At 69.2% G+C, this 18,495-nt stretch carries 23 protein-coding genes and 1 tRNA gene; 13 read left to right on the top strand and 11 right to left on the bottom strand.

Annotated elements, in window-relative coordinates; genetic code table 11:
• Positions 1-79: 79 nt before the first annotated feature.
• Together ACRC20_RS11815 and ACRC20_RS11810 are read right to left on the bottom strand one after the other, a co-directional pair.
• On the bottom strand, positions 80-1,057 hold the full coding sequence (locus ACRC20_RS11815) for an alpha/beta hydrolase (protein ID WP_438686569.1): 978 nt from the start codon (positions 1,055-1,057) through the stop codon (positions 80-82).
• Positions 1,058-1,216: 159 nt separating this feature from the next.
• The gene (locus tag ACRC20_RS11810; RefSeq protein ID WP_438686568.1) at positions 1,217-1,975 is read right to left on the bottom strand and encodes an SDR family oxidoreductase; all 759 of its coding nucleotides are present in this window, start codon (positions 1,973-1,975) and stop codon (positions 1,217-1,219) included.
• Positions 1,976-2,060: 85 nt separating this feature from the next.
• Here ACRC20_RS11810 and ACRC20_RS11805 point away from each other — a divergent pair, with 85 nt between their 5' ends.
• The 3 genes from ACRC20_RS11805 to ACRC20_RS11795 are packed head-to-tail and all read left to right on the top strand — an operon-like array spanning position 2,061 to position 5,010.
• A complete protein-coding gene (locus tag ACRC20_RS11805) occupies positions 2,061-3,275 on the top strand; it encodes an acyl-CoA dehydrogenase family protein (protein WP_438686567.1) in 1,215 nt (404 codons plus the stop codon).
• On the top strand, positions 3,272-4,327 hold the full coding sequence (locus ACRC20_RS11800) for a phosphotransferase family protein (RefSeq protein WP_438686566.1): 1,056 nt from the start codon (positions 3,272-3,274) through the stop codon (positions 4,325-4,327). Before ACRC20_RS11805 ends, ACRC20_RS11800 begins: the two co-directional genes overlap by 4 nt.
• A gap of 20 nt (positions 4,328-4,347) precedes the next feature.
• Positions 4,348-5,010 carry a histidine phosphatase family protein gene (locus tag ACRC20_RS11795; RefSeq protein WP_438686565.1) on the top strand — a complete coding sequence of 221 codons (663 nt, stop codon included), beginning with the start codon at positions 4,348-4,350 and terminating at the stop codon, positions 5,008-5,010.
• A 19-nt stretch (positions 5,011-5,029) separates the two neighbouring features.
• Here the strand turns inward: ACRC20_RS11795 and ACRC20_RS11790 are convergent, their stop codons facing one another.
• The 3 genes from ACRC20_RS11790 to ACRC20_RS11780 form a co-directional block, all read right to left on the bottom strand.
• Entirely contained in the window at positions 5,030-5,944 is a 915-nt protein-coding gene (locus ACRC20_RS11790) for a 1,4-dihydroxy-2-naphthoyl-CoA synthase (RefSeq protein ID WP_438686564.1), read from the bottom strand.
• Between the two features lie 2 nt (positions 5,945-5,946).
• Positions 5,947-6,450 carry a hypothetical protein gene (locus ACRC20_RS11785; RefSeq protein WP_438686563.1) on the bottom strand — a complete coding sequence of 168 codons (504 nt, stop codon included), beginning with the start codon at positions 6,448-6,450 and terminating at the stop codon, positions 5,947-5,949.
• An 89-nt stretch (positions 6,451-6,539) separates the two neighbouring features.
• Positions 6,540-6,926 (bottom strand): DUF2599 domain-containing protein, encoded by a 387-nt coding sequence (locus ACRC20_RS11780; protein WP_438686562.1) that lies wholly within the window; start codon positions 6,924-6,926, stop codon positions 6,540-6,542.
• A gap of 406 nt (positions 6,927-7,332) precedes the next feature.
• Between ACRC20_RS11780 and ACRC20_RS11775 the strand changes: the two genes are divergently transcribed.
• The 5 genes from ACRC20_RS11775 (at position 7,333) to ACRC20_RS11755 (ending at position 10,223) form a co-directional block, all read left to right on the top strand.
• Positions 7,333-7,686, top strand: a complete 354-nt coding sequence (locus ACRC20_RS11775) for an LGFP repeat-containing protein (RefSeq protein WP_438686695.1) — start codon at positions 7,333-7,335, stop codon at positions 7,684-7,686.
• Between the two features lie 243 nt (positions 7,687-7,929).
• A complete protein-coding gene (locus ACRC20_RS11770; RefSeq protein ID WP_438686561.1) occupies positions 7,930-8,301 on the top strand; it encodes a YidH family protein in 372 nt (123 codons plus the stop codon).
• On the top strand, positions 8,298-8,603 hold the full coding sequence (locus ACRC20_RS11765; RefSeq protein WP_438686560.1) for a DUF202 domain-containing protein: 306 nt from the start codon (positions 8,298-8,300) through the stop codon (positions 8,601-8,603). Before ACRC20_RS11770 ends, ACRC20_RS11765 begins: the two co-directional genes overlap by 4 nt.
• 160 nt (positions 8,604-8,763) lie before the next feature.
• Positions 8,764-9,807 carry an FAD/NAD(P)-binding protein gene (locus ACRC20_RS11760; RefSeq protein ID WP_438686559.1) on the top strand — a complete coding sequence of 348 codons (1,044 nt, stop codon included), beginning with the start codon at positions 8,764-8,766 and terminating at the stop codon, positions 9,805-9,807.
• Between the two features lie 110 nt (positions 9,808-9,917).
• Complete coding sequence (locus ACRC20_RS11755) at positions 9,918-10,223, top strand: hypothetical protein (protein WP_438686558.1); 306 nt, start codon at positions 9,918-9,920, stop codon at positions 10,221-10,223.
• 67 nt (positions 10,224-10,290) lie between these two features.
• On the opposite strand, the gene ACRC20_RS11750 is transcribed toward ACRC20_RS11755, so the two are convergent.
• Positions 10,291-10,364: transfer RNA gene (locus ACRC20_RS11750), tRNA-Ile, on the bottom strand.
• Between the two features lie 231 nt (positions 10,365-10,595).
• Between ACRC20_RS11750 and ACRC20_RS11745 the strand changes: the two genes are divergently transcribed.
• A complete protein-coding gene (locus ACRC20_RS11745; protein WP_438686557.1) occupies positions 10,596-11,483 on the top strand; it encodes a hypothetical protein in 888 nt (295 codons plus the stop codon).
• A 20-nt stretch (positions 11,484-11,503) separates the two neighbouring features.
• Here ACRC20_RS11745 and ACRC20_RS11740 read toward each other — a convergent pair whose 3' ends face one another.
• Positions 11,504-12,361 (bottom strand): metallophosphoesterase family protein, encoded by an 858-nt coding sequence (locus tag ACRC20_RS11740; protein WP_438686556.1) that lies wholly within the window; start codon positions 12,359-12,361, stop codon positions 11,504-11,506.
• Positions 12,362-12,450: 89 nt separating this feature from the next.
• Between ACRC20_RS11740 and ACRC20_RS11735 the strand changes: the two genes are divergently transcribed.
• The 3 genes from ACRC20_RS11735 to ACRC20_RS11725 all read left to right on the top strand — a co-directional run bounded on the left by ACRC20_RS11735 (position 12,451) and on the right by ACRC20_RS11725 (position 14,523).
• Positions 12,451-12,996, top strand: a complete 546-nt coding sequence (locus tag ACRC20_RS11735) for a hypothetical protein (protein WP_438686555.1) — start codon at positions 12,451-12,453, stop codon at positions 12,994-12,996.
• Between the two features lie 13 nt (positions 12,997-13,009).
• Positions 13,010-13,840 (top strand): serine hydrolase domain-containing protein, encoded by an 831-nt coding sequence (locus ACRC20_RS11730; RefSeq protein WP_438686554.1) that lies wholly within the window; start codon positions 13,010-13,012, stop codon positions 13,838-13,840.
• A gap of 149 nt (positions 13,841-13,989) precedes the next feature.
• Positions 13,990-14,523 carry a DUF3145 domain-containing protein gene (locus ACRC20_RS11725; protein ID WP_438686553.1) on the top strand — a complete coding sequence of 178 codons (534 nt, stop codon included), beginning with the start codon at positions 13,990-13,992 and terminating at the stop codon, positions 14,521-14,523.
• Here ACRC20_RS11725 and ACRC20_RS11720 read toward each other — a convergent pair.
• Positions 14,472-15,122, bottom strand: a complete 651-nt coding sequence (locus tag ACRC20_RS11720; RefSeq protein ID WP_438686552.1) for a TetR/AcrR family transcriptional regulator — start codon at positions 15,120-15,122, stop codon at positions 14,472-14,474. The two genes, ACRC20_RS11725 and ACRC20_RS11720, sit on opposite strands and share 52 nt — an antisense overlap.
• Positions 15,123-15,242: 120 nt before the next feature.
• Between ACRC20_RS11720 and ACRC20_RS11715 the strand changes: the two genes are divergently transcribed.
• Complete coding sequence (locus ACRC20_RS11715) at positions 15,243-15,674, top strand: nitroreductase family deazaflavin-dependent oxidoreductase (protein WP_438686551.1); 432 nt, start codon at positions 15,243-15,245, stop codon at positions 15,672-15,674.
• Positions 15,675-15,747: 73 nt separating this feature from the next.
• On the opposite strand, the gene ACRC20_RS11710 is transcribed toward ACRC20_RS11715, so the two are convergent.
• From ACRC20_RS11710 to ACRC20_RS11700, 3 genes are all read right to left on the bottom strand, one after another.
• The gene (locus tag ACRC20_RS11710) at positions 15,748-17,010 is read right to left on the bottom strand and encodes a KasA/KasB family beta-ketoacyl-ACP synthase (protein WP_438686550.1); all 1,263 of its coding nucleotides are present in this window, start codon (positions 17,008-17,010) and stop codon (positions 15,748-15,750) included.
• A gap of 7 nt (positions 17,011-17,017) precedes the next feature.
• Positions 17,018-17,395 carry a meromycolate extension acyl carrier protein AcpM gene (gene acpM / locus ACRC20_RS11705; RefSeq protein WP_438686549.1) on the bottom strand — a complete coding sequence of 126 codons (378 nt, stop codon included), beginning with the start codon at positions 17,393-17,395 and terminating at the stop codon, positions 17,018-17,020.
• 87 nt (positions 17,396-17,482) lie between these two features.
• The gene (locus ACRC20_RS11700) at positions 17,483-18,394 is read right to left on the bottom strand and encodes an ACP S-malonyltransferase (RefSeq protein WP_438686548.1); all 912 of its coding nucleotides are present in this window, start codon (positions 18,392-18,394) and stop codon (positions 17,483-17,485) included.
• Between the last annotated feature and the right edge of the window lie 101 nt (positions 18,395-18,495).

Below are 18,495 nucleotides of genomic sequence, written 5' to 3'. Positions count from 1 at the left end.
GCACCAGCTTACGGGGGCGCCCATGCCGCCCGATCAGGCCAGGGCGGGGCGGGCCTGCGGCGAAACCGGAGTCCCGGCCTCAGGCGCCGTGCTCGTGGAACCAGTCGGCGGCAAGCCCCGCGGTGCGGTCCACGACGTCCGGCTGGTCGTAGTACTGGAAGTGGTTGACCTCGTTGTCCCAGACCAGCTTCTTGTCCGAGGCCGGGATCGACTCGAAGTGCCGTTTCGCGGCTCGCGGGTTCATGCAGGAGTCGCCGTGGACGACGAGCGCGGGCTTGTCCAGCTTCGCCGCGCCCGGCACGGTGGTGTAGTCGAAGTGGTCGAGGTCGCTCATGATCGCGTAGCGGTTCTCCCAGCCTTTGAGCGTCCACGATCCGTACCAGCTCCACACCAGCGGCCCGGGCAGGCCCGCGTTCGAACCTGTCTCGACATCGCCGAGCTCGGGGTCGACCAGCGGCTGGTAGAGGACTTCGCCGGTGGTCTCGTAGAGCTCTTTGGCCTCGCTGGCGCGTTTGAGGCGCGCCGCGAGGAGCGCCTCGAGCTGCGCTTTCGTCGGGGCCGTCGCCTCGTCGAACGGGTTCAGGGCGACGCCTGCCGAGATCATGAACAGGTCGGTCTCATGGTCGCGGTAGTAGCCGGTGACACAGGCGACAGCCTTGATCCGGTCCTCGTACGAGGCGATGTCGAGCAGTTCGGGGCCGCCCTGGCAGACGCCGAGCGCGAAGATCCGTTCCGGGTCGACGTCCGGGCGCGAGGCCAGGTAGTCGATGGCCGAGACCGCGTCCTCGTTCTTCATCTTCGGGTTCTCCAGCCTGCGCGGCTCGCCGCTGGACTCGCCGACCGTGCGGGGGTCGAAGGCGAGCGCGACGAACCCCTCGTCGGCCAGCCGGGTGGCGTAGTGGGTCGGGGCCTGCTCTTTGTCGAAGGAGTACGGCCCGAGGGTGACGGCGGCGGGGAACGGGCCGTCTCCGGCGGGGCGGAACAGATTGCCCGCCAGGGTCTCGCCGTGCGAGGGGAAGCGGACTTTCTCCGATGTGTAGTTGCCGTGTTTGGCCATGGTGGTCTCTCCGAATCTCGTGCTTGGGAATACTCGACCTGAAAAGTATATATCTAGTTAGTTACTAGTAGCCCCACGGGGAACGGCGGCGGGGTGTTTTCTCGGCGAACGCGCCGTGGCCCGTCGCCGAAACTGCAGGCCACAACGTCCGCGACCGTGCTACAGGGAGCCGTTCGAGGCGAGCAGGCCGCCGTCGATCCGCACGATCTCGCCGGTGATCCACGAGGCCTCGTCGGAGACGAGGAAGCCGACGAGGCGGGCGACGTCCTCGGGCGAGCCCAGGCGGCCCAGCGGGTAGCGTGCCGTCACCTCCGCCTCGTCCTCGTACAGCACGGTGGAGAAGCTGGTCTTGATCACGGCCGGGGCCACCGCATTCACCCGGATGCTCGGCCCGAGCTGCGCCGCGAGCTCCTCGGTGAGGTGGATCAGCGCGGCCTTGGAGGCGCCGTAGACGGCGGCGGGGCCCGAGGAGCGCAGCCCCGCGACGCTGGCCACGTTCACGATGACCCCGCCGTGCTCGCCGAGCCACGCCTTGTGCGCCTCTTGGACGAGGCCGAGGTTCGCGACGACGTTGGTGTCGAAGACTTTGCGCACCGCGCCGAGGTCGTTCTCCAAGAGCGGCCCGTAGACCAGGTTCGTCGCGGCGTTGTTGACGAGGATGTCCAGCGAGCCGAGCTCGGCCACGGTCTCCCGCACGGCCTTGGCGCGGTCCTCGTCGCGGCCCGCGTTGGCGACGACGGCGTGCACCTTCGAGCCGGGGAACGCGTCGCGCAGCTCCGTCGCGGCCTGGTCCAGCCCTTCCGGCTTGCGGGCGGTGATCGCCACACCGGCCCCTCGGCGGAGCAATTCTTCGGCGATGGCTTTGCCGATGCCCCGGCTGCCGCCGGTGATGAGCGCGTTTCTTCCAGACAGGTCCATGTCACGCATATTACTGCAGCCCTGTTAGGGTGATGTAGGCAATGCTGACATCAAGACATGACCGGCAAAACATCTCGGAGGCAGGATGGACTTCAATCACTCGGCGCAGGCGGAGCGGTATATCGCAGAGGTCGGGGCATTCGTCCGCGAGGAGGTCGAGCCTCGCGAGCACGAGTTCCTCGCCGCAGTCGCGAAGGACCCGTGGGCCGTCCCGCCGATGATCGACGAGCTGAAGGCGAAGGCGAAATCGGCCGGTCTGTGGAACCTGTTCATCCCGAAGGAGATCGGGCGCGGGCCGGGGCTCACCAACCTGGAGTACGCGCCGCTCGCCGAGATCATGGGCCGGTTGAACTGGGCTTCGGAGGTCTTCAACTGCAACGCCCCGGACACCGGCAACATGGAGGTGCTGCTGCGCTACGGCAGCCCCGAGCAGCAGGAGCGCTGGCTCGAACCGCTCCTGGAGGGCGAGATCCGCTCCGCGTTCGGCATGACCGAGCCGCAGGTCGCCTCGTCGGACGCGACCAACATGGAGGCGACCGCCGTGGTGGACGGCGACGAGATCGTGCTCAACGGCCGCAAGTGGTGGAGCACCGGGATCGGGCACCCCGACTGCGAGGTCATCATCTTCATGGGCCTGACGGACCCGGACGCGGACGCGCACCGGCGGCATTCGATGGTGCTCGTCCCGGTCGACGCGCCGGGGGTGAAGGTGGAGCGCATGCTCACCGTCTTCGGGTACGACGAGGCCCCGTACGGGCACGCCGAGGTGAGCTACACCGACGTGCGCGTGCCGCTGGAGAACGTGATCGCGGGCCCAGGGCGCGGCTTCGAGATCGCGCAGGGCCGTCTCGGCCCCGGCCGGATCCACCACTGCATGCGCACGATCGGCCTCGCCGAGCGCGCCCTGGAGTTCGGCTGCAGGCGCGGGCTGGAGCGCAGCGCGTTCGGCAAACCGCTCGTCGACCTCGGCGGCAACCGGGAGCGGGTCGCCGAGGCGCGCCTCGCGCTCGAACAGGCGAGGCTCTTGGTGCTGCGCGCTGCCTGGCTCATCGACACGAAGGGCGTCAAGGGCGCGCGGACCGAGGTCTCGGCGATCAAGGCGGTGGTGCCGAAGATGGCGCTGTCCGTCATCGACACCGCCATGCAGCTGCACGGCGCGGCGGGCCTGTCCGGGGACTTCCCGCTCGCCGAGTCGTACGCGTGGTGCCGGGCGCTGCGGTTCATCGACGGCCCGGACGAGGTGCACCTCGGCGTCGTCGCCCGCCACGAGCTCAAACGGCACGAGGGGAGCCGGGCATGAGCGCCGAGGACGAGCCGGAAGCGCTGCGCGCGGAGGACGGCTTCGACGTCGCCGTGCTCGCCGGGTGGCTCGCGGACCGGGTGCCGAGGCTCAACGGGCTCCCCGAGGTGCGGCAGTACCCCGGCGGCGCGTCGAACCTCACGTACTTGCTGAGCTACCCGGACCGCGAGCTCATCCTGCGCCGCCCGCCCGCAGGGCACAAGGCTGCCTCCGCACACGACATGAAGCGCGAGTTCTTCGTCCAGAAGCAGCTCAAGCCCGTGTACCGCTACGTGCCCGAGGTGTTCGCGTTCTGCGAGGACGAGGCCGTCCTCGGCTCGGACTTCTACGTGATGGAGCGGCTGCGCGGCGTCATCCTGCGCCGGGACCTCCCCGAAGGCGCCTCGCTCTCCGAAGAGCAGGCCCGTTTGCTGTCGCAGCGGGCGGTCGACAGCCTGGTCGAGCTGCACAAGGTCGACCCCGAGGCGGCCGGGCTCACGAGCCTGGGCAAGGGGGCCGGGTACGTCGCCCGCCAGGTGGGGGGCTGGTCCAAGCGCTACCAGGCGGCCCGCACCGAGAACGTCGGCGACTTCGAGAAGGTCATGGAGTGGCTCGACCGCAACCAGTCGCAGGACGTCGCGACGGTGGTGATCCACAACGACTTCCGGCTGGACAACGTGGTCGTCGACGACCTGCGCTCGCTCGAAGTGATCGGCGTCCTCGACTGGGAGATGGCGACGCTCGGCGACCCGCTCATGGACTTGGGCTCGGCGCTCGCGTACTGGTCCGAGGCGGGCGACGACGAGACGCTGATGCGGTTCCGCCGCCAGCCGACGCATGTGCCGGGCATGCTGACCAGGGACGAAGTGGTGGACTACTACCGCGAGCGGACCGGCTTCCCGGTGCAGAACTGGGCGTTCTACGAGGTGTTCGGGTTCTTCCGACTGGCAGCGATCATGCAGCAGATCTACTACCGCTACCACCACGGGCAGACGACGAACCCCGCGTTCCAGGATTTCTGGGTCTTCGTGAACTACTTAGAGGGCCGCTGCAAGGAACTCATCGGACTCTGAGCGGCAGATAGGGTTTTTCTATGGGAGTCGTCTACCTCGTGCGCCACGGCCAGGCCTCGTTCGGAGCCGCCGACTACGACCAGCTCTCCGTGCTCGGCGCGCGGCAGGCCCAAGCCGTCGGCGACGAGCTGCGCCGCCGTGGCGCGGGCTCCGTCACGGCGTGGTGCGGGAAAATGGCCCGCCAGCTCGGCACGGCGGAGGCGGCGGGGTTCTCGCCGCGACAGGACTCGCGCTGGGACGAGTACGACTTCCACGACGTGCTCGCGGGCCACGGCGCCGGCTCCTCCGGCGAGTTCGGCGGCGACCCCCGGTTGTTCCAGCGCTCCTTGGACGTCGCGCTCGCGGGCTGGGTCGAAGCGGGCGCGTCGAGCCCGTGCGCCGAGAGCTGGACCGCGTTCGCCGAGCGGACGCGGGCCGCGTTCGACGAGCTCGTCGCAGGGCTGGGCAAAGGCGAGGACGCGCTGGTGTTCACCTCGGGCGGGGTGATCGGCGCGTTGGCCGCGTTGACGTTGACCTGGGGCGCGGAGCCGGATTGGGGCAGGAGCTTCCTGCCGCTGCACCGGGTGGTCTGCAACGCGGGCGTCACGAAGTTCATCGTCGGGCGCTCCGGGGTGAGCATGGTGTCCTTCAACGAGCACGGCCACTTCGAAGGTGGGGACGAAAGCCTGCTCACCTACCGCTAGCCGCTCGCCCGAGGTCGTGTCAGTAGTGCCAGGGGTAGGGGGACCAGTCCGGTTCCCGCTTTTGGAGGAACTGGTCCCGGCCCTCGACGGCCTCGTCGGTCTGGTAGGCCAGGCGGGTGGCCTCGCCCGCGAAGAGCTGCTGGCCGACCAGCCCGTCGTCGGCGAGGTTGAAGGCGTACTTGAGCATGCGCACCGCTTGCGGCGACTTGCCGAGGATCTCCCGCGCCCACTGGATCCCCTCGGCTTCGAGCTGGTCGTGGGGGACGACGGCGTTCACCGCGCCCATCGCGTGCATCTCGTCGGCGGTGTAGGGGCGGGCGAGGAAGAAGATCTCGCGGGCGAACTTCTGGCCGACCTGTTTGGCCAGGTACGCGCTGCCGTATCCGCCGTCGAAGCTGCCGACGTCCGCGTCGGTCTGCTTGAACCTGGCGTGCTCCCGGCTCGCGAGCGTGAGGTCGCAGACCACGTGCAGGCTGTGCCCGCCGCCTGCCGCCCACCCGTTCACCAATGCGATCACGACCTTCGGCATGAACCGGATCAGCCGCTGCGCCTCAAGGATGTGCAGCCTGCCCGCCCGGCCCTTCTCCACGGTGGAGGCGTCTTCCCCGCTCGCGTACTGGTACCCCGTGCGCCCCCGGATCCGCTGGTCGCCGCCGCTGCAGAACGCCCACCCGCCGTCCTTCGGGCTGGGGCCGTTGCCGGTCAGGAGCACGGCTCCGACGTCCGGGCTGGTGCGGGCGTGGTCGAGCACGGCGATCAGCTCGTCCACCGTGTGCGGGCGGAACGCGTTGCGCACCTCGGGCCGGTCGAACGCGATGCGCACCGCGCCGAGCTCGACGTGCCGGTGGTAGGTGATGTCGGTGAGGTCCGCGAAACCGGCGACGCTCTGCCATTGCGTCGGGTCGAAGGGCGTCGGTTGGGTCGAGTCGGCCATGCTCAGACTGTAGTGGGGACGCGTCCCCCGGCCGTCTGCGGCCATCGGGGACGCGCGCCCGGCGCGACGGGCAGCTGGTGCAGCGAGAGCAGCCGCCAGCCCTCGGAGCCGCGCCGGATCCGCCCGAAGAGCACCCGCATCGGTCCGTGCGCGCAGTCGAACCTGCAGACGAAGTCGTGGACGTCGCCCCGCCCTTCCAACGCGAACGAGCTCGCGGCGGCTTCGACGATGAGCTGACGGGCGTCGAGCGAGCGGATCAGCGTCGCCACGTCGGCCTGGGCCGGCCCGGCGCACAGCCGCAGCAGCTGGCTGCGAGGCCGGGCTTGGTTGACTGTCTCACGCAGGCGGCGCATCAGGAAGACGACGAACGCGTCTGCCTCTTTCTTCGAGCCCGGCGCCGCGCAGCGCAGCGCCACGCTGCGCGGGCCCGGCGAAGACGGCTCCGGCCGTCCTGGCGCTGCGGCTCGTCCTGCTCCTGCTGTTCGGCTCGACGGTGAGCGGATCATGCGGTTCCCCTTCGTCCAATCCGCTGGCTGCAACGCTGCTGCCAGCGAGTTTCCCCAGTGTTGGCATTATACCGGCAAAGTGGGACAGATCACGTTTGGGGTCGTTCCTGCTTGCCGGGGTTGCAGGCGCTGGCCAGCATCGTCACCATGTCGACCGGCGGCCGCCACGGTTCGAGGTTCCAGCTCGCTTTGTTCTTGGCGAAGCCTTGGTGGCAGTCGAACTGCTCGCGCATCCCGGGGGTGTCGGCTTCCGGGGCCAGCCGCAGCACCTCGGCCCATGCCGCGCTTTGCTCGTCGACGGGCGCGTCCCGTCCGGCTTGCGCGGGGAAGACATGCAGGCTCGGCCCGTCCGGCGTGTCGACCCATGCGACGTGGTCGATGAAGAAAAGGCCTGGATCGGCGGCGGCGTCCGGGCAGGCGGCAAACGGGAGGCACAGGCCCGGAAGGCTGAGGCACAGGGCCGCGAAGGCGCGCATCGCCACATTTTCGCACGGGCTCTGTTCGCACGATCCCATCCGGATGCGGCAGGTGAACATCCGGAGGCTTTCCGTTGATGTGTTGAGAAAGAATTCAATTCGTTCGGGGAGGGTCTTCCGAAGTTGATGGATCGGCGCTATGGTGGGTTCCATGCAGAGATCACATGCAACCAAACGTGAAGTGTTCATCCGTGCGTTCGGCGCGTTCGCGGCGCTGGCCGCGGCCACGGCCGTGGTCGTCGGATGCTCGGAGACGAAAGAAGCCGCCGACAAGGCGAAAGGCGCGGTGACGAGCGCGGCCAACGCGGCCTCGGCGGCTGGCGGCTCCGTGTCGAGCGCGGTGTCCTCCGCTCTTGCCTCCCCGACTCCCACCACTGTCGAAGCCCCCGGCGTCGGGCAGGTCGTGCTGGAGGGGCACATCGCCGACGTGTACGCCAAGGCAGGCGGCCAGGCGAAGCTCGGGCTCCCGACCGCGCAGCCGGAAAAGGTGGGCGACGGCGTCGCGCAGGCTTTCGCCAACGACGCCGTCTACTGGTCGCCCTCGACCGGCGCGCACCTCATCCAGGGCGAGATCTTGCGGGTGTACAAGGCTGACGGCGGGCCTGCGGGCGCGCTGGGCTTCCCCACCGCCGACGAGGCCGAGACCGCGGGCGGCCCCGGCGCGGCCCACGGCGGCTGGACCAGCGAGTTCCAGCACGGCACGATCACCTGGCTCAACCAGGGCGACGGCACGTTCAAAGAGACCGTCACCAAGAAATAGCCGTTCTCACCACAAGGCGACCGCCCCGGCCCCAAGCCGGGGCGGTCGCCTTTTGCATGTGACGCGACGAAGGCACAACCACGGCTTGTGGCATCACAAAGACAAGCCGTCTACCAGGCGCCCCCCATGTGTCCGAGACTGGGACCGGCGGCGTTTCGGCCGAGCAGCCAAGCGCCGCGCGACCCTTCCGTCGGATGAAAGGCACAAGCATGGGATCGATCGGGCTCGCGTCCAGGACTGGCCGTGGCGGACGGGGCTGAGGGCGGTGGCTCTTCTGCCGCAGAGGAGCCCGACTGCCGGTTCGTGCTGGCGAACGAGCGGACGTTTCTGGCGTGGCAGCGCACGGCGCTCGGCCTGTTGGCGCTCTCGGTCGCGGTCGTGCAGCTACCATCGCGACCGCTCGCGGGTGGATCGGCGCAGGCGTTCGGGCTCGCGTTGAACGCTTTGGCGATCTTGGCGGCGGGGATGGGCGTCCGCCGATGGGCCCAGTCGGAGCGCGCCATCCGCCGGGGCGAGCCGCTGCCCAAGCAGCCCCCGCCGTGGTACCTGGGGGCGGGCGTCGTCCTGGTCTGCGTCATCGCGCTCGTGGCGACAGCCGCGTCGGCGGCGCAATGACCGCCGCGAACGGGCTGGCGGCGGAGCGCGTCGTGCTCGCCTGGTCCCGCACCTCCCTCGCCGTCTTCGCGACCGCCGGGCTCCTCGCGCTGCGCGAGGCTGCAGGCAGGCCTGGTCTGGCCGGGGCGCTCGCCGCCTGCCTCGCGGTCGTGTCCGCGGCCGTCGTCTCCTGCGCGAGCCTGCGTCGTGGGCGCGCCCTGCGCCGCGCGCTGCCTTCCCGGTCGGTCTCGCCGCTCTGGGAGGTGCGCCTTGTCGGCGGATGCGTGCTCGCCCTGTCGGCAGCCTGCGCCTTCGCCGTATAGCGCCCAGGGCACAGGCACAGGGCACAAGCCGAGTTTGTGTCCCCACAAAAACGAGACCTCTACCAGCGGCAACGCTTCCGGGCGACACTGGGAACCAGCGGCGCTCCGGCTGAAAACTTCGAAGCGGCGCGCGACTCCGAACCCGATGAAAGGCACCAGCATGACAACGACGCAATACAAGTGGACCGTGATCGGCGCCGGGCCCGCGGGCATCGCGGCGACGGGCAGGCTGCTCGACCACGGCGTCGCGCCGCATCAGATCGCCTGGATCGACCCGGAGTTCGCCGCAGGGGACCTTGGCGGGAAATGGCGGGCGGTGCCCGGCAACACGCCGGTCTCGCTGTTCAACGAGTACCTGGAGGCCTCCCCGGCCTTCCGCTACCGCGAGGCGCCCCGGTTCGAGCTCGCGGAGATCGACCCCCGCGACACCTGCCCCCTCGGCCTGGTCGCGGACCCGCTGGTGTGGATCACCGAGCACCTGGCCCGCCGGGTGGCGGCCGTGCGGGGCACCGCCGTCGAGCTGACGCTGCGCGCCCGCCGCTGGACGGTGGCAACCGACCAGGGGCCGATCTCCTCCGAGAAAGTGATCCTCGCCGTCGGATCGACCCCCAAATCGCTCGCACACCCCGGTCTGCGGGAAATCCCGCTCGACATCGCCCTCAACCCTGAAAAGCTCGCGGCGCAACCGCTCGACGGCGCCGTGGTCGCCGTGTTCGGGTCGTCGCACTCCAGCATGATCGCCCTGCCGAACCTCTTGGACCGGCCGGTGGCCAAGGTGGTCAACTTCTATCGCAGCCCGCTGCGCTACGCCCTGTCGATGGACGGGTGGACCCTCTTCGACGACACCGGGCTGAAAGGCAAAGCCGCCCACTGGGCGCAGGAGAACATCGACGGCGCGCTCCCGTCGCGCCTCGAACGCGTCCACATGGGCAGTCCAGATTTCTCCTCGCGCCTCGACGAGTGCGACCACGTCGTGCACACCGTCGGGTTCGAGCGCAGACGCAAGCCCAGCACGCCGCAATGGGGCACGCTCGAGCACAATCCCTCCAACGGCATCCTCGCCCCCGGGCTGTTCGGGCTCGGCATCGCGTACCCGAACTGTGCCGCCGATCCGCTCGGCGGCGCCCAGTTCCGAGTCGGGCTGCAGAAATTCATGAGCCACCTCGACGCGGTCCTGCCGATCTGGACCCGCTACGGCCTCTGAGGAAGGAGCGGCGTTTCTCAGCAATTCGAACGACAATCAACTGGAAGAACGCGCGGACAGGGGCGAGGCCGCCCCGCCGCACGACACAACACGAACGAGAGGACAACATTATGAAACTCGCCCTGATCGGCATGTTTTTCGCGCTCGCGAGCACATTCGCAGCCCCGGCCGTTGCTGCCGCCCCGCGCATGCCCGCCCCGACCGCCGTCGCCCCCGACGATGACGACACGGACAACGCCCCCGCGGACGTGCCGGACGACGACTCCATGGACGCCCCGTCGCGTCCGGGCGGCAACACTCATTTCTCCCGAGGCGGCATAGTGCTGCACAAAGACGACACCGACGAGGACGGCCCCGGCGCGCAAGCCCTGGACGACGCGCTCGACGCGGCAGGCGGGCAGCACCCCGGCCACTGACTTCGTCCGCCGATGCCAAGGGGCCCGGAGGAATCACTCCTCGGGCCCCTTTTTGGCGGTCCGAGTGTGGGGCCGGCGGGGCTCGAACCCGCGACCAGAGGATTATGAGTCCCCGGCTCTAACCGACTGAGCTACAGCCCCATGGGCAGGCGGCTTTCCGGGCCGCCAGCATTCCAGGCTAGGAGTTTACAGGCTTGGGGGAGCGGTTTCCGTCGGCGCAGACGGCTCCCGGCGGGGGATTGGCCTAAGCTGGGATGTCTGGGCGGCCTTCGAAAAGGGGAGGAGCGAAGCCCTGCACGCAGTGGGCGTTGTCAGAAAGGGAGCGGGTCGATGGGGTTTTGGCGGAAGAAACATGCCGAGGCGGAGCCCGCCGTGCCCGATCCCGAATATCCGGGCCTCTCGGCGGAGGGGGCCGCCGAGGTGCGCAGGACCGCGATGCGGGTTTTGGCGGGGCTCGGGGTCGAGACGGTCGTGAACGAGAACGGCACGATGCTGCGGGGGACGGACGGGGAGACGTTCGGCCTCGACAACCTCATGGCCCGCTGCGGCTACCTGCCCCAAGGCGAGTGGGCGGGCGCGATCGCCGAGCACTACGGGCGGATGATCGAGGCGCGGCGCGAGCCGTCCAGCGCCGAACTGGGCCTTCCCGAGCTGCTGGCGCGGGTCCGGTCGCGGCTGATGCCGCAGTCCCAAGTGGACGATTCTCCGAGGTATTTCGCCTACTCGTGGCCGGTCGCGGACGGCCTGGCCGAAGTCCTCTGCCTCGATTTCCCGACCACTGTGCGGTTCTTCGGCAGCGATATCCTTGAGAAACACCCTGGCGAGGACTGGCGGGCGGCGGGCAGGCGCAACACCGCCGCCGAGCCGGTCGAGGGGTCGCGGATGTTCGGCGAGGGCGCGGGGGCGTTCCACCTGGTGTACGGCGGGTCGCCGTTCCTGGCCTCCAAGCTCCTCGACCTCGGCGCGCTCGTCCCCGGCCATTTGCCGCCCGCGCCGCTCGGCTACGTGGTCGGCGTCCCGTCGCGGCATTACCTCGCGGCGCACCCGCTCCGCGACAAGGCGACGTTCTTGGAGGTGGTCCAAAAGATGGGCGCGTATTGCCAGCACGCCTCGGTGAACCACCAAGGCCCCATCTCCGGGGAGCTGTACCACTGGCGCGGCGGGAGCCTCCAACAGATCACCCGCGTCGACCCGGAGACCAAGGAGGGCTCGATCCGCATCGAGGGCGCATTCGCCGCGGCCTGGTCGGAAATGGTCTGAGCGCCTCGGCGGCGTGGAGGTCAGACGCGCCCGGTGCGCAGGGCTTGCGCGACATCGGGCCGCCCGTTGCGCTCGGCGAGGGCGGCGGCCTCCTCGACGTCGTACTCGATGGCGCGCTCCTCGGCCAGCCATCCGGACGCCGTTTTCCTGACGACGCTGTACCGGGCGTGCGGGGTGCCTGCCTCGACCTTGTGGGGGTGGGGCTGCTCGTCCCGGTAGGCGGGCCAGCCGACGCTGCCCGGATTGACGACGAGCGCCCCGCCCGGCAGAACGCGGGCGCGTTGCAGGTGGGTGTGCCCGCACAGGTACAGCGTGTGGCGCCTCGTGCCGGGCCCGAGGCGTTCGAGGACCTCCTCGTCGGCGGCCTCGCGAAGTTCTTCCTCGGTCACGGTGTGCAGCAGATAGGCCACGTCGTGGTGCGGGGAGCCGTGGAAGGCGAGCACCCCTGGCGATGGCTCGGCCAGCGCGGGCAGCGCTGCGAGCCAGGCGCGGTCGTCGTGTGTGAGCGTGCCCGCGGCCAGCCGGTCGGACGGGCCCATCGCCGAGGCGGGGAGGTCGAGCAGCTGCCGCTCGTGGTTGCCCCGGACCGTGACGATATCGGGCCGCCCGCGGAGCAGGTCGAGCGTTCCGCGAGGGTCGACGCCCCCGGACGCGATATCGCCGAGGTTCATGACGATATCCGCGTCCTCGTCGGCGATTGCCGCAAGGACTGCGCGCAGCGCGGGGGTGTTGCCGTGGACGTCGGAGAAGACGGCGAGCGCGGTCATCTGCCGATAGTAGCTGTGCGGGGCGGCGGGGGAGCGGCTCTTTTCGGCCGTCCCTGGCGGCCCGCCCGCGCGCGACGCGGAAACGGCCCCTCCTGTGGCAGAGACGATCATGCGGGGCTAGGATACTCAGGAACCGCGTTCGTCCGTGCTCATACGGGGATGTAGCGGTCAGCATAAAGGATGAAAGGCGAGGTGTTGGGGTGATCAAACCTGATCCAGAGGCGACGACGAAGTCGATCTCGAAACTGACGATGAAGGCAGTCGCTGCTGCGGCGTTCGCGGGGGTGGCCGTGCTCGGCTGCTCCACGGATGACAACAAGGCGCCGGAGACTCCTGCGTCCGAGGCCCCTGCCGCGCCGTCTGTCGAAGGCTCTGAGCTGCCTGTGCCGTCGGACGAGTCGGAGCTGCCTCCGCCTCCGGAGGCCTCGTCGCCCGCCGAGACCACGCCGCCCGCCCCGGAGGCCCCGACCCCGGTGCCGCCGCCCGCCGAGACTGCGCCGCCCGCTCCGGAGGCCCCCACGCCTCCGCCGCCGGTGTACACGCCGCCCCCGGCTCCGCCCGCGCCCCCCGCTCCGCCCCGGACGACGAGCGCCCCGCGCCCGCAGTCTCCGGCGACGACCGCGCCCGCGCACCCGAGCTCGCCGAGCTCGAGCGCCGCGCCGAGCCCGACCGCCGCTCCTGCTCCGACGACGCAGAACGGACCGGCCTTCCCGCCGCCGATCGAGGACATCCCGCCGCCGAACTGAGCGGACGGACGTCATGGGCGCCCTTTCGTTGATCGACTCGTGGCCGGTCGACCATGCCGCTGCGGTCGTGGTCGGACCTGCCGGAGTGATCAGCGAGCACGGCGAGGTCGAGCGTGGTTTCCCGCTGGCCTCGGTGACGAAGGTCCTCAGCGCGTCTGCTGCCCTGTTGGCGATACAGGAGGGCGCGTTCGGATTGGACGATCCGGCGGGCCCGCCTGGGGCCACGGTCCGGCATTTGTTCGCGCACGCCTCCGGCCTCCCGTTCGACAGCCGGGTGCCGTTCGCCCAGCCGGGAGCGCGCAGGATGTATTCGAACGCGGGGATCGAGGCTTTGGCGGAGCATGTCGCGCTGGAGACCGGCATCGGGTTCCACGAGTACGCGGCCGAGGCCGTGCTCGCCCCGCTCGGCATGGCAGGTGCGGTCTTCGACGGCTCGCCCGCGTGGGGGGCGAGCGCCAGTTGCCGCGACCTCGCCCGGTTTGCCCAGGAGCTGCTTTCCCCGCGCCTCCTCGCGCCGGAGCTGCTCGCCGAGGCGACGACGACGCAATTCCCCGGCCTCGACGGCGTCCTCGTGGGGTACGGCAATATGAAGCCGAACGACTGGGGCTTGGGCTTCGAAGTGCGGTCGGGGAAGAGCCCGCATTGGACGGGGACGAGGAACTCGCCGGAGACTTTCGGCCATTTCGGGGCCTCCGGGACATTCCTCTGGGTCGACCCCGTCGCGCGGATCGCCTGTGCCGCGCTCACCGACCGCGCCTTCCAGGACGGCGGGTGGGCGAAGCCGCTTTGGCCTGAGTTCTCGGACGCGGTCCTCGTCGAGTTCGCCCCCGGCGCGGTCGCGTAGGGCGCATCCGTCGCGCAGCCGCGCCCTACGGTCTGATAACGATTCTGGCGCGCCTTCGCGTTTCGTGTCATACTGGAATCGCACGCATGGCATTTACCGCTGCGGAGCTCGTTGGGGAAGACGAAGCTCGTCGACGCAGGAGGTAGAAAGTGCGCAATCAATTTCATAACGAAGCGCCCAATACATCCGCCCGGTCGGCAGGTGGAGTCGTGTACGTCCACTATGCGCCGACGGCGGTGTGCTCACATGTGGAGTGGGCGTTGACGACTGCGCTTGGCGCGCCAGCGGACCTTGTCTGGCGAGAGCAAGCCGCAGCCCCCGGAGCGCAGCGCGCCGTCGTGGACTGGCATGGGCCGGTCGGCACCGGAGCGCGGCTGGTCAATGCGCTGCGCCAGTGGCCGATGCTTCGTTTTGAAGTCACCGAGGACCCCAGCCTCGGCGTCAACGGGGAACGGTTCAGCTATGTTCCCGGCCTCGGGCTGTGGCATGGCGAGACCGGGGCGAACGGGGATGTCATCCTCGGCGAGTCGCACCTGCGGGCGCTCATGGAGCGCGGCAGGCGGGACGGCGGGTGGTTCGCGGCCCAGCTCGACGAGGCCTTGGGCAGCGCATGGGACGAGGCGCTCGAGCCTTACCGCGAAGGGGCGGCCGTGTCTTCGGAACGGACGCGTTCGGCGGTCTGAGCCGACGCGCCTTCGCGGAGCGGGCGCAAGCTCTCGGCCAGGCGGGCGATCGTTTCCCCGGCGACTGCGGTCGCCGTCTCATCGCCGATGAAGCCGGAGTTCACGAACGCGGCCAGCCCTTGCATCGCGGCCATGGCGGACAGGCCGATGCGTGTGGGATCGCCTTGGCGCGCCTCGCCCCGCTCCTGTGCCTTCGCGATCACGTCGAGCGGCGCCCGGAACGCGTGGTTCGCCGCGTCCGCGACAGACGTGTTCGCCGACTGGCAGTGCTTTCGGGAGAACATCACCGCGAGGAGCGCCGGATTCTCGATCGCGAACGCGAGGTAGCGGCGGGCGAGCTCTTGCACGCGTTCCACCACGGAGCCGGCGCTCGCCGATGCGAATTCCTCGCCGAGACGGGAGAACCCGCGCACGGCCAACGCGTCGAGCAAGGCCTGTTTGTCTTTGAAATGCCTGCTCGGCGCGGCATGGCTGACTCCGAGGTCCCGTGCGAGTTTGCGCAGCGACAGTCCTTCGGCCCCGGTCTCGCGGAGCGCGGCCTCAGCGCGGGCGAGCACGGCCTCGCGCAGATCCCCGTGGTGGTAGCGCGGTGTCGTCATGCCTGTAGTGAGATGCCCATAGTTGAGACAAGAGTCTAGTGGACGAACACCTGCCAGTGGTCATTGACAACAATGTTGTCAATGACTACTGTGTGACGCGGGCAACGAGAAAGGCATACCATGGCGAGCACGTTTCAGCGCATTCTCCAAGCGCACCAATGGTTGTACGAGAAAACGGACGGCTTGGTCGGCCACCGCCTGCTGTTCGGGATGCCGACGCTGTTGTTGCGCACGACCGGCCGCAAAACCGGGCTCGCAAGGACCAATGCGCTGTCGTATTTCACGGACGGCGAGGCGCGTCTCGTCGTGGCGTCCAACGGGGGATCCCCCCGCGCCCCCGGCTGGCTGGCGAACTTGCGTGCCGCGCCAGAGACTGAGATCCAGGTCGGCAGGCGCAGGCAGAAGGCGATCGCGCGGGTGACGCTCCCGGACGACCCCGACTACGCCCGCCGTTGGGCGTTGGCCAACGCGGGCAACGCCGACCGGTACGACGCGTACCAGAAGAAGACGAGCCGCCCCATCCCGATCGTGGAGTTGCGCCCGGCCCCCTGAGGCGAGAAACACGCAGCGTGAAAACGTGAAAGGCCCCGGCCGAAGCCGGGGCCTTTCACGTTTCTCGAAGCGATCAGGCTTTCCCGAACACGAGCGCGGCGTTGTGGCCGCCGAACCCGAAGGAGTTGTTGATCGCGTATTGGAAGTCGCCCTTGCGGCTCTCGCCGTGGACGACGTCCAGCTTGATCTCGGGGTCCTGGTTGTCGAGGTTCAGCGTGGGCGGGGAGATCCCGTCCTCGAGAGCCTTGATCGTCAGGATCGACTCGAGAGCGCCGACGGCGCCGATGGAGTGGCCGAGCGCGGACTTCGGAGCGTACACCGCCGCGTGGTCGCCGATGGCCCGGTTGATGGCCATCGCCTCGGCCGGGTCGCCGACATCCGTGCCGGTCGCGTGCGCGTTGACATAGGTGATGTCCGAAGCGGAGATCCCGGCACGCTCGATCGCGCGCCGCATGGCCCGCTCGGCGCCCTTGCCCTCAAGGTCGGGGGCGACCATGTGGAAGGCGTCCGAGGTGAGGCCGACGCCCATGAGCCGGGCGTAGATCTTCGCGCCGCGAGCTTTCGCGTGCTCTTCGCGCTCGAGGATGAGCAATGCCCCGCCCTCGCCGAAGACGAAGCCCTTGCGGTCCCGGTCGAACGGACGAGAAGCCGATTTCGGATCCTCGTTCTGGGTGGACAGCGCGCGCATCATCGAGAAGCACGCGATCGGAATCGCGTCGATGACGCCCTCGATGCCGCCCGCGACCACCATGTCGGCGTCGCCCATGACAATCATCTGCCATGCGTGCACGAGCGCCTCGGTGCCGGTCGCGCACGCCGAGATCGGCGTGATCACGCCTGCGCGTGCGCCGAGCTCGAGGCCGATCACCGCGGCAGTGCCGTTCGGCATGATCATCTGCACGGAAAGCGGGGACACTTTCTTGTACCCGCCCTCGCGCATCCGGTCGATGGTGTCGAGCATCGCGTCGCCGCCGCCGAGACCAGTGCCGATGACGACGCCGAGACGGTCGCCGTCGACCTCGGGCTTGCCGGAGTCTTCCCAGAGCTGACGGGCCACGACCACGCCGAGCTGCTGGGTGTAGCTCATCCGGCGCTTCTCGACCCGGCTGAGGGACTCGGTCGGGTCGAACTTGAGCTGGGCGCCGATCTGCGCGGGCAGCCCGTCGAGCGGGAGGCCGGTGATACGACCGGTCTCCAGCTTCTCGACACCGCTCTTGCCTTCGAGCAGGTTCGCCCACGTGGTGTCGATGTCGGGGCCGAGCCCGGACACGGCGTGCATGCCGGTGACGACCACACTCGGGAACCCTCCGTTGAGGGTGCTAGGAGCAGAGCTCATTTTGACCTCACTTAGCCTCGGCGGCCTTCTTGGCCTCGATCTCGGCCGCAGCCTGGCGGATGGCTTCCTTGGCCTCGTCGGAGTCCTTGCCGCCGTCGGCGACGGAAGCGCGGATCTTCTCGGCGACCTCGGGGTTCTCTTCTTCCAGCTTCTGGATGTAGGCAACCACGTCGCCGACAGTGCGCAGGGAGGTCAGGTCCTCGTCAGGAATGGTCACACCGTACTTGTCCTCGGTCTGCACCGCGATCTCGACCATGGAGAGGGAGTCGATGTCGAGGTCGTCGATGAAGGACTTCTCCGGGGTGATCTCCGAGGGCTCGATGCCGGTGACCTCTTCGATGATGTCGGCGATTCCGGCGATGATTTCGGCTTCACTGGTAGGCACTTGGCCGTCTCCTTTTTTCTACTGTCGTGGCAGGTGTTGTTGAGCTTTTGCTCGCTGCCGCTGTGGGTCAGGGGTGGCGCGAGCGCGTCACCCGAGTTCGGCGACGAGCGCCAAGTCTTCAAATTTCTTCACTGCGTGCGTGTTCACTTCGGGCAATTCCCGCTTCGCGATCGCGGAGAGCGTACCGGCTGGCGGCAGCTCGGTCATGGTTTCCACGCCGAGTTCGCGCATCGTGACCTGGCAGAGATCCCAGCGCACCGGGGAGGTGACCTGCGTGACGATCCGTGCGAGGACTTCGGCTCCGGTGCGCACGGCCTTGCCGTCGGTGTTGGAGAGCAGCGTCGCGACCGGATCGGCCGGGGCCAGCCCGGCGACCGCTTCCGCGACGGCTTCGCGCGCCGTGGCCATGTGCTCGGTGTGGAACGCCCCGGCGACCGAGAGGGGGCGGATCCGGGCGCCTGCGGGCGCGTTGGCTTTGAGCTCCTCAAGGGCTTCGAGCGAGCCTGCGGCGACGATCTGGCCCTTGGCGTTGCGGTTCGCCGGGACCAGGCCCAGCTCGTCCAGCCGGGCGAGCACGGCTTCCTCGTCGCCGCCGAGGAGGGCGGACATCCCGGTCGGCGAGATCGCGCAGGCCTTCGCCATGGCCCCGCCCCGAATGGCGGCGAGCTTCACCGCGTCGTCCGAGCTGATGACTCCGGCCACGGCAGCGGCGGTCAGCTCGCCGATGGAGTGCCCGGCGACGACGGCGTCGTCGCCGACGGCGAACCCGTCCTGGCTCAGCTTCTCCCACGCGAGGAGGCCGACTGCGACGATGAGGGGCTGGGCCACCGCGGTGTCGGTGACTTCCTCGGCGGAGGCGGCGGTGCCAAGGTGTTCAAGGTCGAGACCAGTCAATCCGGACCAGGTTGCGACACGCTCGGCGGCGCCGGGAACGGCGAGCCATGGCGTGAGCATCCCGGCAGACTGGGACCCTTGCCCGGGGGCAACTATTGAACGCATGAATTTAAGAAAACACTAAAGCTGGCTTCGTAGGCGGTGTGCGACATGACGAATTTACAGACGCTTATTTGTAGAGAACTACAAAGGACGTTATCAAAATG

This window comes from Segniliparus sp. (genome assembly GCF_051660745.1).
Classification (GTDB): Bacteria; Actinomycetota; Actinomycetes; order Mycobacteriales; family Mycobacteriaceae; genus Segniliparus.
The sequence above is the reverse complement of the archived record's forward strand: the minus strand, read 5'-3'. Positions and strand labels throughout refer to the sequence as shown.